The sequence below is a fragment of the Streptomyces sp. SD15 genome (assembly GCF_054462255.1).
On record NZ_JBTLMO010000101.1, the window covers coordinates 1 to 12,703 of the forward strand.

The 12,703-nt window shown below is 68.6% G+C and carries 15 protein-coding genes and 1 tRNA gene; 5 read left to right on the forward strand and 11 right to left on the reverse strand.

Annotated elements, in window-relative coordinates; genetic code table 11:
- The first annotated feature begins 99 nt into the window (after positions 1–99).
- Positions 100–2,280 carry a tetratricopeptide repeat protein gene (locus tag ACX28W_RS42970; protein WP_459005545.1) on the forward strand — a complete coding sequence of 727 codons (2,181 nt, stop codon included), beginning with the start codon at positions 100–102 and terminating at the stop codon, positions 2,278–2,280.
- A gap of 538 nt (positions 2,281–2,818) precedes the next feature.
- Here ACX28W_RS42970 and ACX28W_RS42975 read toward each other — a convergent pair.
- Positions 2,819–3,364, reverse strand: a complete 546-nt coding sequence (locus ACX28W_RS42975) for an ATP-binding protein (protein WP_459005537.1) — start codon at positions 3,362–3,364, stop codon at positions 2,819–2,821.
- A gap of 141 nt (positions 3,365–3,505) precedes the next feature.
- On the opposite strand from ACX28W_RS42975, the gene ACX28W_RS42980 reads away from it, so the two are divergent.
- The 4 genes from ACX28W_RS42980 (at position 3,506) to ACX28W_RS42995 (ending at position 5,654) form a co-directional block, all read left to right on the forward strand.
- Complete coding sequence (locus tag ACX28W_RS42980) at positions 3,506–4,363, forward strand: helix-turn-helix domain-containing protein (RefSeq protein WP_459005538.1); 858 nt, start codon at positions 3,506–3,508, stop codon at positions 4,361–4,363.
- Positions 4,360–4,554 (forward strand): DUF397 domain-containing protein, encoded by a 195-nt coding sequence (locus tag ACX28W_RS42985; RefSeq protein WP_459005539.1) that lies wholly within the window; start codon positions 4,360–4,362, stop codon positions 4,552–4,554. Before ACX28W_RS42980 ends, ACX28W_RS42985 begins: the two co-directional genes overlap by 4 nt.
- Positions 4,555–4,617: 63 nt before the next feature.
- Positions 4,618–4,716, forward strand: a tRNA-Arg gene (locus ACX28W_RS42990).
- 284 nt (positions 4,717–5,000) lie between these two features.
- Positions 5,001–5,654 (forward strand): hypothetical protein, encoded by a 654-nt coding sequence (locus ACX28W_RS42995; RefSeq protein WP_376229501.1) that lies wholly within the window; start codon positions 5,001–5,003, stop codon positions 5,652–5,654.
- Between the two features lie 74 nt (positions 5,655–5,728).
- Here the strand turns inward: ACX28W_RS42995 and ACX28W_RS43000 are convergent, their stop codons facing one another.
- The 10 genes from ACX28W_RS43000 to ACX28W_RS43045 form a co-directional block, all read right to left on the reverse strand.
- Positions 5,729–7,102, reverse strand: coding sequence for a tyrosine-type recombinase/integrase (locus tag ACX28W_RS43000; RefSeq protein WP_459005540.1), 1,374 nt, complete (start codon positions 7,100–7,102; stop codon positions 5,729–5,731).
- Positions 7,099–7,269, reverse strand: a complete 171-nt coding sequence (locus ACX28W_RS43005; RefSeq protein ID WP_060900682.1) for a helix-turn-helix transcriptional regulator — start codon at positions 7,267–7,269, stop codon at positions 7,099–7,101. The genes ACX28W_RS43000 and ACX28W_RS43005 overlap by 4 nt, the downstream gene beginning before the upstream one ends.
- Positions 7,269–8,582, reverse strand: a complete 1,314-nt coding sequence (locus ACX28W_RS43010) for a replication initiator (protein WP_459005546.1) — start codon at positions 8,580–8,582, stop codon at positions 7,269–7,271. The genes ACX28W_RS43005 and ACX28W_RS43010 overlap by 1 nt, the downstream gene beginning before the upstream one ends.
- A 166-nt stretch (positions 8,583–8,748) precedes the next feature.
- Complete coding sequence (locus tag ACX28W_RS43015; RefSeq protein WP_459005541.1) at positions 8,749–8,997, reverse strand: SpdD protein; 249 nt, start codon at positions 8,995–8,997, stop codon at positions 8,749–8,751.
- Between the two features lie 25 nt (positions 8,998–9,022).
- Entirely contained in the window at positions 9,023–9,217 is a 195-nt protein-coding gene (locus ACX28W_RS43020; protein WP_382007120.1) for a hypothetical protein, read from the reverse strand.
- Positions 9,218–9,232: 15 nt separating this feature from the next.
- A complete protein-coding gene (locus ACX28W_RS43025) occupies positions 9,233–9,424 on the reverse strand; it encodes a mobile element transfer protein (protein ID WP_144315760.1) in 192 nt (63 codons plus the stop codon).
- Between the two features lie 12 nt (positions 9,425–9,436).
- The gene (locus ACX28W_RS43030) at positions 9,437–10,048 is read right to left on the reverse strand and encodes a DUF2637 domain-containing protein (RefSeq protein ID WP_459005542.1); all 612 of its coding nucleotides are present in this window, start codon (positions 10,046–10,048) and stop codon (positions 9,437–9,439) included.
- An 88-nt stretch (positions 10,049–10,136) separates the two neighbouring features.
- Positions 10,137–11,516 (reverse strand): FtsK/SpoIIIE domain-containing protein, encoded by a 1,380-nt coding sequence (locus ACX28W_RS43035; RefSeq protein WP_459005543.1) that lies wholly within the window; start codon positions 11,514–11,516, stop codon positions 10,137–10,139.
- Positions 11,516–11,872 carry an SCO3933 family regulatory protein gene (locus tag ACX28W_RS43040; protein ID WP_099942504.1) on the reverse strand — a complete coding sequence of 119 codons (357 nt, stop codon included), beginning with the start codon at positions 11,870–11,872 and terminating at the stop codon, positions 11,516–11,518. Before ACX28W_RS43040 ends, ACX28W_RS43035 begins: the two co-directional genes overlap by 1 nt.
- Positions 11,873–12,049: 177 nt before the next feature.
- Positions 12,050–12,703 (reverse strand): GntR family transcriptional regulator (locus ACX28W_RS43045; RefSeq protein ID WP_459005544.1); only part of this gene is annotated, 654 nt, incomplete at its 5' end.

The following is a 12,703-nucleotide window of genomic DNA, read 5'->3' on the forward strand; positions in this document are numbered from 1 at the left end:
ACCGGAAGGCCCTCACCTGTTCAAGATCCCTCAGCCGAGACCTGGCTCACCCGTCCACAACCTCCCGAGACAGAACACCTAGGGCACATACTCCACAGCCTGCATGTAGCGCGCGAGGACCTGCCGGACGAGGTGGACGGCCGGGCGGCTATGTTCCGCAGTCTCACCGTCGACCGGAGGCTGCTGATTGTGCTGGACAACGCACACAGCACGGAGCAGGTGGAGCCCCTGCTGCCCGTCGGCGCCGGCTGCTCAGTGCTGATCACCAGCCGTAAGGCGCTCTCCGCCGGCAACATCACCCATCGGCAGCCCATCCGAGTCGCGCTGCCGGACGAGAGCGAGGCGCTGGACGTGCTGGCCCATTACGCCGGGCGTGAGCGCATCACTGGCGATCCGGCGATGGCACTGGAGATCACGCGGTTCTGCGGCAGACTCCCACTGGCGCTGCGCATCGTCGGCTCGAAGCTGCGGCTACGCCCCGACCTCAGCCTGAGCCGTATGGAGGCGCGGCTGAGGGACGAACGGGCCCGCCTGCGCGAGCTGGTCTTCGAGAACCGCAGCCTGACCGCCTGCCTTACTTTCACCTACCGGGAGCTTGAAGAGTCCACTCGTATGTCTCTTGGGCTGCTCGCCTCCCTCCCTGCCGGTAGGTTCACCGACTGGCACTTCGAACGGCTCGCCAGCATGTCCGGGGCGGGTATCACGGCCTGCGACGAGCTGGTCGAGGTCAGCCTGATGGAGGCGCAGGGCAGTGAGCACTCCGACAGCAGCTACCGCGTGCACGATCTGATCCGAGTCTTTGCCGCCGAGCAGTACGAACAGCTTCCGCCAGCGGAGCGCCGCGTGCCCGAGGAACTCCTGGTGCGGGCCTACCGGGACGCGATCGTCCACTGGGCGGCGCAGCGCGCACCGGAACTCCGAGCCGAGGTGGATCCGGAGCGCGTGGAAGGTTTGGGGGCCGCTTCGATGACGGCCGGCGAGTGGGTATCGGCCGAACAGGAACGGCTGCGCTGGGCGATCGGCCGGGCCAGAAGCATCGGCATGGACGCGGAGGCGGCGGAGATCGGGGAGGCACTGTCGTACTTCCTCGACGACATCACGATGCCCGCTGGATCCGCCGACTGGCTGTTCGGCGCACCGGGCGAGACCCGACCGAGGGTGCTCGCGGGCCTGCGGCGGGCCCGCGCGGCTGCCGCACTGGTGGAGGGCGATCCCGACGCGGCTCTGTCGCTTCTTGCCTCCGATAGCGGCAACGGAGCGGACGGTGCGGACGATCTCGTCGGGTGGGCCCGGGACGAGATCGTCGTCGCCCGCGCCCACGCGGCTAAGAATGACTACCGTGAGGCCTTGGAGCACATGACGGGCGCCGTGGACCAGCTGCGCACGGTTGGGGACGCCTGGCACATTCTCAACTCACTCGAAACGCTTGGTGAGTTCCAGCGGTGGCGGGGCAAGCCGGAACTAGCCGAGCAGAGCCAGCGCGAGGCACTACGGCTGGCCGAACAAGCAGGTGACCTCAGGGCACAGGCCCGGCTGCGGCGTACCCTCGCGGAGACTCTGGGGTACCTGCGGTGCCCCGCAGAGGCGGCCCCGCTGTTGGAGTCGGCCGTCCACGACTTCCGGATCCTGAACGACCGCCGTTGGGAGGGCGCCACTCTCTACGCCCTCGGCAAGATCTACCGCCTTCTCGGCCGACGGGAGGAGGCCCTGGAGTGCTACGACCGGGCCGAAGAGATCTTCGGGCCGATGGGAGAGCAGCTGTGGGTCGGTCGCGTGACCAATGCCCGGATCCGTGTCCTGGCAGGCATGGGACGCCTCGACGAAGCCGCCGACACGGCCCAGGCGGCGATCGCCCTCTTCGACCAACTTGGCCACGAGATGTGGAACGCCCATACCCAGCGAGACGTCGGCTGGCTGCACCTCAGGGCCGGGCGGCCTGAGGAGGCCGTCGCACCGCTCACCCACGCCGTCGACGCATGCGCACGGGCCGGAGACGCGTATGGCGGGGCCATGGCACGCCACCTCCGCGGCGTAGCCCACCGAGAACTCGGCCAGTACCCCGAGGCCCACGCTGACTTCGACGCAGCACTCGATGTGTACCGGTCGGGAGCCTATGAGTGGAACGAAGCCGCAGTCGTCCACGACGTGCTCCGTACCCTCCGTGCGGAGGGCCGGGCAGAGGACGCCTACGCGCTGGAGCGGGACACCTCATCCACCAACCCGGTCTTCGTCCGCATGCGCGGTCGGGACGGAGCAACGGCCGTGCCGGATGAGGACTGAGTCGAGGTCGGGCGGACCGTATCGATTGTGCGCAACGTGGAAGAGATGGGCAGTCAGCGCACGCGATGGAGAACGCCCTACCGGGAAGCCGCTCGATTGCGGCGCAGTTCCTCGAGGTCGAAGCAGATGACATTCAGTGGGAGAGCGGTCAGGTCGCGGATTGCGGAAGGTCCAGACGTATAGCGAAGGCCGCCACTACGGGTGGTGCAAGGCGGCCAGGGCGACGCCGGTGACCTCAGATGAGGGCGAGGTCGAGTGTCCGGGTGGCGAGTCATAGGGCCGAGCACAGGCCCCGTACCTCTCGGATCGTCGGCTGCACGAACTGCAGCCAGTGGTCCGGGGCGCCGGGCCAGGAGCCGAGGAGAACTTCGCCGGTTACCAGGCCCAGGGGCGCCTGTAAGGCCCAGCCGCCGGAGTGGCCAGCCTCCCAGCGCAGAGAGATTTCTCCGAGGTTGAGCACCGGAGCGTCGTCCGCCAACTAGTGGCCAGAACCCGGCGTACAGCCCGACTCGTCTGCCTTCTAGGCTCTGAACAGGTCTTATGGCCTGCTCGGGGCCTTTTCCCGTACGTGCGCAGTTGCCGCTTCTGCCTGGGAGTCCCCGGGAGTTCCGTGAACGTGTGCGCGAGAAGGCTGAGCGCCGGATGCGGAAGCAGCGAGCACAGGGTGGGGCAGACCGATCTCCGCCCACACGACCTTGCCGGACGGCGGCCATGGCTCAGTGCCCCACCGAGCCGTCAGCGCTTCGACGAGGAGCAGCCCGCGCCCCGTCTCGTCAGTGGGGCTCGCGGTAGGACTGGCCAGGGGCCGGCGGTCCCCTCGTGGGTCGGCCACTTCGATACGGAGCGTGTCCGAGGCCCCGACAGTGAGCGTGAGCCGGAACCCGCGCCCCTTCACGCGCCCGTGCGCGACCGCGTTCGCTGCCAACTCGGCGACGACCAGCGCCGCGGACTCACTCACCTCGCAGCTGGGCGGCCAGTCCCACTCGGTGAGCTGTTGCACAGCCAGCAGCCGAGCAAGGCGGGCCCCACGAGGAGTAGCGCTGAAGAGCTGACTGAAGTGGCGGGTGGAGATTTCTGACTTCATGTCACTGAGCGTGGCCGCCTCGCTCTACCCTGACCAGGGAATCCTTCGGTACGCAGGGTGCGTGTACCGGTACGGACGGTGTCCTGTACGGGGCATCGGCCGTGACCTGGTGAGGTGCGGGACGGCAAGGCAGGTGTTGGGATGACGGTGACGGAGCCGCAGGAGACATACGACGACGGCGAGCAGGCCAGCGACCTGAACCGTGCGATCGGCAAGCAGGTCAAGGTACTTCGGGAGCGGGCCGGGCTCACGCAGAAGGAGCTGGGGGACCGGCTCGGATACAGCGAGGATCTGATCTCGTCGCTGGAGCGGGGGAGACGGACTCCGCAGCGGGAGTTCCTGGAGACGGCGGATGAACTGCTCGATGCCGGTGGGGTGTTGAAGGCCACGATCGAGGACGTGGAGAAGGCCAAGGCGAAGGCGAGGGTTCGGCATCCGGCCTGGTTCAGAGACTATGCGCGGTTGGAGCGGCAGGCTGTTGAGATCAACGACTACAACTGCCATGACATCCCGGGGTTGTTCCAGCCCGAACGCCGGATCATGGCTCTTTACGAGATGCGCAAACCCCTGCTGGACGAGGAGACCATCGAGCAACGGGTGGCCTCTCGGCTGGCGCGGCAGGAGATCCTTACGCACTGGCCCCCTCCGATGATCACTGCAGTCATGGAGGAGTCGGTGCTGCGTCGCCCCCTTGGAGGGCGAAACGTCCACAGGGAACAGTTGGAGCGTCTGCTTCAGCTCGGCAGGCTGCGCAACGTGGAACTACAAGTGATGCCGATCGAACGTACCGAGCATGCCGGGATGGGCGGTTCCTTCATCCTGCTGACGCCCAAGGGGAAACCCCAGCTGGGATACACCGAGGCGCAGAACTCCAGCCGACTGGTTACGGACCCCGAAGACGTCCGTATCCTGGCCGCACAGTACGGCAGCATCAGGGCGCAGGCACTTACCATGCAGGAGTCCCTCGCCTTGATCGAAGAGATGCTGGGAGAGCTATGAGTACTGCGGAACCCGAGCTCCTCGCCTGGTTCAAGAGCAGCTACAGCGGCAACGAAGGCGGCGCGTGCCTCGAAGTCGCCGTTGCGCCCGGCACTGTCCACGTCCGTGACTCCAAGGCCCCCGCTCGCGACCAACTCGCCTTCCCTCCCTCGGAGTGGGCCGCGTTCGTGGACTTCGCGGCAAGGTTCTGACGCAACGAGGGGCTACGAAGCAGCAGTTCGTAGCCCCTGCGTATGCCGGCGGGTCAGTCGAGTGCCAACAGTTGAGGCGCACCTTGACTGTCCGCCGCGCGGCACTGGACGCGGTCACGGCCTTCGGAGCCGTGTGCGCAGGTTCGAATCCTGCCGGGGGCACCCCTTACGAGGTGCCCAAAGACCCCGTCACCAGCGGAAACGCTGAGGCCGGGGTCTTCGCGTATGTGCAGCCAGATGCCGCCCGAAGCCGCTGTATGTCGGGGTCCGTGGACGAGCTGTGGACGGGATCTTGGAGCATTCCCGCAGGTGATGAGACTCATTGGAGCCAAGCAGGCCTGCGCCTCGTTATCGTCGTCCCGGTGTTGGACCGCGCCGCGGGTGGGGAGCCTGAGCGTTGCCGAGGGCCGTCGTGCCGTCTTCAGCCGCTGCCCGCGGGCAGATGAATGGACGAGTTGGGGGATCTCGTGGATGTGACCACGCTTGCCGTCGCGCTCATCGGCGTAGGAGGAACGCTGGGCGGAACTCTGGGTGGGGCAGTGCTCAGCCAGCGCGTCACTCGGGAACAAAACCAGCGCGCCGATCGTGAACGGGCAGAGGACCGCCACGACCGCGCGCAGGAAGCCAGACGGGATCTCTATGCCCGTCTGAACACCACGGCTCGCGCTTACCGGGTCTCTGCCCGAGACGCAGTCCGAGCAGCCGAGCGCGGTGAAAGCGTCGACCCAGCAGTCCTCGACACCGCCAAGGAAGCATGGTCAGAGCAATACTCTTTGGCGCAGATGGCACTACCGAAGGATGTCCATCAGATTGCCTCGGCCCTCAACAGGGCGCTCGGGGTCGGGTACTCCGTCGTGAAGCAGTTGCCGAGCCGTCCTGCCCCAGACGGGTCGTACGAGCGTGCCAAAGATTGGTTCAGCGGCCCACTGTCCGACGGGGTGTATCTGTTGCGGGTCACCCTGCGCCACGACCTCGGTGTGGAGGTCGAGCCCGACTTCGAACACACGCGCACGCGCATGCTCGCTGCGCTCGGCAGTGAGCGGAGGAGCCTTGAGCGCCTGCTCGCCTCCGAACAGGCCCGGGCCACCAGGCCTGCTTAACGGGCAGGGCAAACGACGAGGCCCCTGGGCATCACGCCAGGGGCCTCGGGCACGGTCAGGTGCCGTCACTCGCGTCACTCGTACTCGCGAAGCAGGTCCTCGATACGCCGGTTGGCGACGTCCTGCCGCCCGTCGAGGCACTTCGCGTAGCGGGTGAGCAGGACCTCAACACTGTTGCCGGCGCGCTCGGCGACCTCGGTGGGGTCGACGCCAGCGTTGAGCCACGTCGACAGCGCCGAGTGCCGAAGGTCGTACGGACGACTTGCGAGCGGCGAGGCCGCGGCGGCCGGCGGGAGAGCGAGGAGCCGAGCCTCCTGCCACACCCGGTAGTAGGTCGAAGACGGAACGACCGAGCCCTTCTCACTGAAGAAGAGCCGCCCGTCGTCCGCCGTGCCGAAGGTGGCCAGGTATTCTCGGAGCACGGCGACGAGGTGGGGCGGGATAGGCACCCGCCTGACGTCCTCAGCAGGGCGGTTCTTGAGGCCGCGGTCGTCGTGGGTCTCCCCCGAGTCGGTCCACTGCTTGCCGACCGACGGGCGAGTCCGATGGAGCAAAGCCGATCCCCAGCCTTGCTCGGGAAGGACTAGATCCGTCTCAACGAGGCCGACCGCCTCAGCCGGCCGGAGCCCGCCGAAGTACATGGCAGCGAACAGACCCACGAGGCGCCGGCCCCGAGCACGCCTGTAGCCGCCCACGTAGGAAACGGCCGCCAGGAGATTGCGAGCCTGCTCCGGGTTGGCGACGACCCGCGGGTCGACCTGGTTGGACACCTTCGGTTTCTGCCAGCGGACAGCCGTGATGGGGTTCTCGCGCAGCTCCCCCAGGTCGACCGCGTAGTTGGCAGCGTTGACGAGCGTTCGCCGCTTACGCCGCACGGTTTCAGCGGCTGCGGCCGTGCCGTCGAGCTTGAGTTTCAGCGAGTCCAGCACTGCACGGGCCGTGGCGGGCTCAGCGAGATCGGCGAGTGGCTGCGATGCCTTGGACACCCAGTGAAGGACGTTCCTTACATCGTCCGGGACGTCTCGGTCATCGGGCCCCGGCAACACGAAGGCCCAGTTGCGGAGCGCTTTACGGATGGCCTGGTCGGACGGTCGTCCAGCCCGCTCGGCGAGGAGCTCCACAGTCACGCTGGTGAGCGATTCGTTAATGCCGTCCCGCGTATTGGGGGCGGCATGCGGCCACTTCATCGCCAGGTACCTGAGGGCGAAGTCGTACCACGACACAGCCGACTTCTTCTGCTCCATCGAGGCCGGAAGGCCGGACTCCCTATCGAACTCCTCTCCGTCGCGCATCGCGCGCATGAGCTTCGCGCGATAGTGGTCGGCAAGCGCCTTGGTGCGGAAGGAGTCGGAGAAGACGTTGCCCGCCACGGACCAGCGGACGCCGTATGAGGGCGTTTTGGTATCGCGCTTGCGCACAGCCCAGACCTTCACGTCGAGAGACTTCACGCTGCGGCCTCCAGCTGTCGCAGCCACGTGGTGAAGTCACTCCGCCACACTCGGAGCTCCCCGTTGGGCAGCTTGAACGCGGCCGGCCCGTATCCCAACTCACGCCAGCGGTAGAACGTCCGGCGAGAGACGCCGCCCAGTTCATCCAAGACTTGGCGAACGGTCATCAGCTCGTCGCGACGCGGGTCCACGTCGGTTCTCCTTCCGTGCCAGGGGCGGGTTCGAGGGATGCGGCAAGCCAGGCTTCGGCACTGCTGAGGCCGGTACCGGCGAAAACCCAGTGCGCGAGGACGAGGGTCGTCATTTCGGTCTCGCCCTCGGTGGCTGCTGCGGCTTGAGCGCGGCGCCATTCGGCGCGGGCGGTGCGGAGGGCGCCGAGGGTGGTGGAGTAGCGGCGGGATTTGGTGGAGAAGTGGCCGCGGAAGCCGAGCATGTGAGCCCAGGCGCGGAGTCGGAGGTCTTCGAGTTCCTTGCGTGCGCCGAGGGTCCAGGCGGTGCGGATCATCCGGCGGGCGTGGTCGGTGATGTCGAGTTGGGCGAGTTCGGCGAGGAACTTGAGGGGGCGGTCGAGAGCTCCCGTGGCGGTCTCGGCGCCTTTGGTGGCGTACTTGGCGATGTACGAGGCAACGGCCCGTTCGGTGAGTTCTTGGCCGCCCTCGAAGTCGGCGGATCGGATGGTGCGGACGTCGAGTTGGCGGCCGAAGGTGAAGGTGTGGGCGCGTCCGTCGATGACTGGTCCGTCCACGCGGACGTGGGCAGCGGCGGCGCGTATGGCATCGGTGAGCAGCTCGGCGGTAGCCCAGGCCGGAGGCGGGGTGTCGCCGCCCTCGGGGCCGTCGATGCGGATGACGGCGTGGAAATGGACGGCGCCGCGCTTCTGGTACTCAGCGACCTTGGCAAAGGACACCCGGGCGTGCTTGCGGAACGCGCGCTGTGAGAGTCCGGCCCGCTTGGCGACTTCCCGGCGCAGGTAGGTGGAGAAGCGGCGCCAGAGCGGACCGGCGTGGGCGTTCCAGAGGACGGCGGCTTCGTAGTCGTAGGTGTCCGGGTTGAGCGGGGTACCGAGCGCGGCGTCGTCCTGGCCGTGGAGGAAGCCGCAGCGGCAGCGGCGGACTGAACCGGCCGGACCGGTCGGGCGGTTGTGGACCGGGCCGAAGCTCGGGGCGGTGAAGGTGGCGAAGACGCGGGGGTGGGCGGCGACGCGTTCCGGGACGCCCTTGCCGCCGCGCAGGCCGGAGGTGATCAGGTGGAAGGTGTCGCGGCGGTAGACCTCCGCGCAGGCCGGGCAGCGGGTCGTGCGGCGATTGTTGCAGCGGACCAGGAGGTGACCGGCCGGGAGGCTGGCGGAGTCGAGGCGGTGGAGGACGTTGCCGATCTCGCCGGTGCGGGTGTTGACGTCGTATTCGGTGCGGTGGCCGTCGAGGCGGATCGGGGTCGTGCAGCCGCCGAGTCCGGAGAGCTGGCGGAGGATACCGGGCAGGGTGCCGTGCCGGGCGAGCTTGGCGAGTTCGGGCAGTGGGGGCGGGGTGGGGCGGGTGAAGATGGCGTTCTCCTTCTGGCTGGCTTGCTGCGCTGGTCAGGAGGGATGAGCCCCGGGGCGGTGGATGCTTGGCCGTGTCGAACCGCCCCGGGGCATCAGGCGCCGTTCAGCGCCGGCGGTGGTCGCGGAGCATCGAGCGCAGGACCACGGCGGCGATGGCGACCGAGATGGCCGTGACGGCGACGGCGGCCAGGAGCGCGGTCAGGACGACTCCGCCGACGAGGACGGTTGCGACCGCTCCGGGGCTGATGGAGATCTGCGGGAGCGTCGTGCGTCGTACGGGTGCCGGATCGGCCGGGGCGTGGGTGTGTGCGGGCGGCGGGGTCGGGTTGTCGGGGTACTTGGGCAGGAACACAGCGAACCTCTCCTTATCTACTCGTCTAGTCATGTGAGCCGTTGACAATGCCCACGCCGGAACGCGTGCCGGAGTCGATGGCGGGGGCCATGAAGGTGTGCGAGAGCAGGAAGCCGAACAGGGCGATCACGACGACGATCCAGGTGCGGACGCCGAGGAACTTGACCGCTCCCCAGGCGATGAAGCCGAGGATGAGGACGAGCGGGAGGCTGACGGTCACGTGGTGGGGGTCCTTTCAGCGGACGGGGCAGCGGTGGGTGCGGGCGGCGAGTTCGGCGGCGGCGCGGCTGTCGTAGTCGGCGGAGAAGCCGCAGCGCGGGGCGGTGCAGGCGGCGGTGTGCTTCTCACGGCCCCGGTTGTCGTAAGACGTACCGACCCGGACGGGGCCGATGCGGGTGACGTCACGGAAGCGCCGGTCAGGGGACATGTGGGACTCCTTTCAGAGGTGGGCGGCGATGGCTTCGGCCATGGGTGCGGGGACGCCGAGCCGGGCGCGGAGGGTCGGGGTGTCGATGGCCGTTCCGGTACGGGTGCGGTGCTCGGCGGCAACCTTGCGGGCGTGTTCGACCAGGGCGGCCGGGACGGCTACGGCAGGCGGAGCGGGGGTCGGCTCGGGAGCCGGTTGTGCGGGGAGCTCCGGGCTGGGATCGGGCGCGTCCTCCTGGTCCTCGGTGTCCTCGTGCGGGGCAGGGGCCGAGTGGGCGAGGAGTGTTCCGCCGAGGAAGGCGACCGCGGGCCAGCCCGCGACGAGGATGCGCAGCCATGCCGGCACCTGGTCCAGGTCGAGGAGTCCGGCGGTGGCGACGTTTGCCCCGAGGGACGCGGTGAGCGCGATGACGAACCAGCACCAGCCCGCCGCTTTCGCGTCGCCGGTCCGCAGTCGGCGCCAGGCGGCGACGAGCAGCAGGTCGACGGAGATGGGATACGCCCAGGCCTTCCATCCGTCCTGACCGGCCGCCGAGGCGACGTCATGGAGGTGGGCGAAGGACAGTGCTGCGGCGATGAGCGCTTGGACGAGTACCGCGTCGATACGGGCCAGTTGGGCGCGCATGCTGCGGCTCCTTCCGGATTCAGGCATGGCGGGGGTAGGGAGTTGGCGCGAGGCGGTCACGCCGACCGGGGTGGGGAGGGGGCGAGTGTCAGTCGGTGACGGGGCGCGGCTGGAGTACCGGAGCCGTCGCCGTCTCGACGGGCCGTACGGGCGCGTCGGGCCGGAAGCGCTTGAGCGCGGGCAGGTCGGGCACCAGGTGGGCCGACTCGCGGCAGATCTCGGCGGCGTCGCCGAGGGAGAGATATGGCGTGCGGATGCAGGACCAGCCGCCGGAGGTGTCACCGGCCACGGCCAGGCCGGGCCGTTCGGCGGCGATGGCGCACGCGGCGGAGACGGCTTCCGGGGCGATGTCGCCAAGGGCCATCTTGGCGGAGGCTTCGTCGTTGACGCGGTGGCAGACACGGCCGGTCAACTGGGCCCGGAGCATGGTCGCGCCCTTGCCCAGTTCGGCGCCGAAGCGCTGCCCGCAGACCTCCAGGTAGATGCCGGCGGCGCGGCCGAGCTGGGCGAGGCGGATGAGCTGGGTGACCATCTCGTCGCGCCGGTCCTCGTCCTTGCGGGTGGCGACGAGGAAGAGTTCGGCCACCTCGTCGACGAACAGCACGATCGGTACCGGGCGTTCGTGCTCAGGCAGGCCCCAGATGTCGGAAGTGATCTCCTCGTCGGGGGCGTCCAGCGCGATCCCCTGCCGGGCCTTGATCAGGTCGTATCGGTCCTCCATTTCCTTGACGAGCACGGGCAGCAGCTCGGCCGCCTGTTCAGGGTCCGTGGCCAGCGCCGAGAGCCGGGCGGCGAACGGCGCCAGCTCCACACCGCGCTTGCAGTCGATGCCGACCAGGGCGACGGGTTGCGGGGCGAGCCCGGCGACGAGATGCCGCAGATACATGGACTTGCCGGACAGGGTTGCGCCGAGGGTCAGTTGGTGAGGCACGGTCCGGTAGTCCCGTACGAAGGGAGTCGCGTCCTCCCGCAGCGCCACAGGCACCTTGAGGAACCCGGACGCGACCTTGCGCGGCATCCGGACCCGCCGCAGCACGTCGAAGCCGACGAGCCGCAGTTCGACCACGCCGGGCTTGACCGTCGTGACGTACACGGCGTGAACGCCCCAGGCGTGCCGCAGCCGTTCGGCCGAGGCGGCGACGTCGGCGGGTTCCTGCCCGGGAGCGAGCCGCAGACGAAGCCGTAACCCGGTCGAAGTGGGCCGGATGATTCCCCGACGCGGCGGTACGGGGCGGATCTCACGTCGGGTGGTGGCCTTGACCGCCAGGACCCGCAGCCGGGAGGGAGCCACGGTCAGGCCGCAGGCCTCCATGACGGAGCTGTAGGAGCTGAGCAGCCGGGCCGTGGTTATCGGGAGGCCGACCGTGGACCAGTAGACCCCGGGGTGCTTGGCCCGGGTGTGGGCAGCCCCGCCGCCGAGCGCGGCGAGGGGACCACCCACCTCCAGAAGCGTTGCCAGATCGGTCATCAGGCCGTGGCCCCCATGGCGACAGGGAACGCGGCCGGAGTGACGGCGGCGGAGCGGTAGGCGATGCCGTGCCGCTGCTGGCCGTTGAACACGCTCTCCCACGGCCGGGCCACGAGCCCCGGCAGCGAAACCGGAGCGCCGAGCGCGAGCCCCTCCGAGACCCCGCTCTCGGGAACCGTGACCTTGATGAGGGAGGACTCCCCTTCCTCGATGTAGACGACGCCGATCGTCATCAGGGCCTCGCCGCTGTTGATGTCCTTGGCGATCTCGCCGGTCTGACGGTCGCGGACCTTGGGCTCGGGCGCCTCGGTCAGCAGGATCGTCGCGGCCGAGGTCTCCACACGGATGGTGCGCAAGAGTTCTTCCTATCTACTCGTCTATACAAGATGTAGCCTTTGAACCCGATCTCCGGGAACGACGACCACCCTGCCACACAACTTGCCCACTCGTCTATACGAGTATGCCTGTTGGCGTGTACGAGTTCCGGGAAGCGGCCCCGCGCACCACCGCGGATCACCCGCTCCTCACACCGATCACGTCGCCGGGAGCTGGTACGACAGGACGTAGGCGTCCGCTGCCATAACGGTGTCGCAGACCTCCACGGCCCGCCCCTCGGTGTCGTACGCGGTGCGGATCAGGTGGATCACGGGCACGCCGGAGGCCAGCCGGAGCATCTTGACCTCGGACGGCGAGGGCATCCGGGCCCGGATCTCTTCCTCGAAGTGATCGAGCCGATGACCCAGCTCCTCAAGACGGGCGTAGATGCCGCCGGGACCAGGATTGGGCTCGGCGATCGGGGTGTCCCGGGCGATGTCGAGCGGGAGGTACGAGGTGGCGAACTCAACCGGACGCCCGTCGAGCAGATACCGGCGCCGGCGAGCAAGCACGCGCCGCACGGAGCCGAGCCGCGTGGAGATGTCCTGACTAGCCTTCTCCTCCTTCACCTCCAGACTGTCCACCTGCGGATGACTGCCAGCAGCATCGGCCTCGACGATGAACGCGGACTTCCCCTGTTCGCGATGGCGCCGGGCGAACCGGTCGGAGGCGAGCCGCCGCACGGGTGGCCGTGGTCGTACGAAGACGCCTTTCCCATGCTCGGCATGGACAAGACCCTCGCCCTGGAGGATGGAGAAGGAGTTCCGGACGGTCATCCGGGACACTCCGTAGTGCTCGACGAGCTCAGCTTC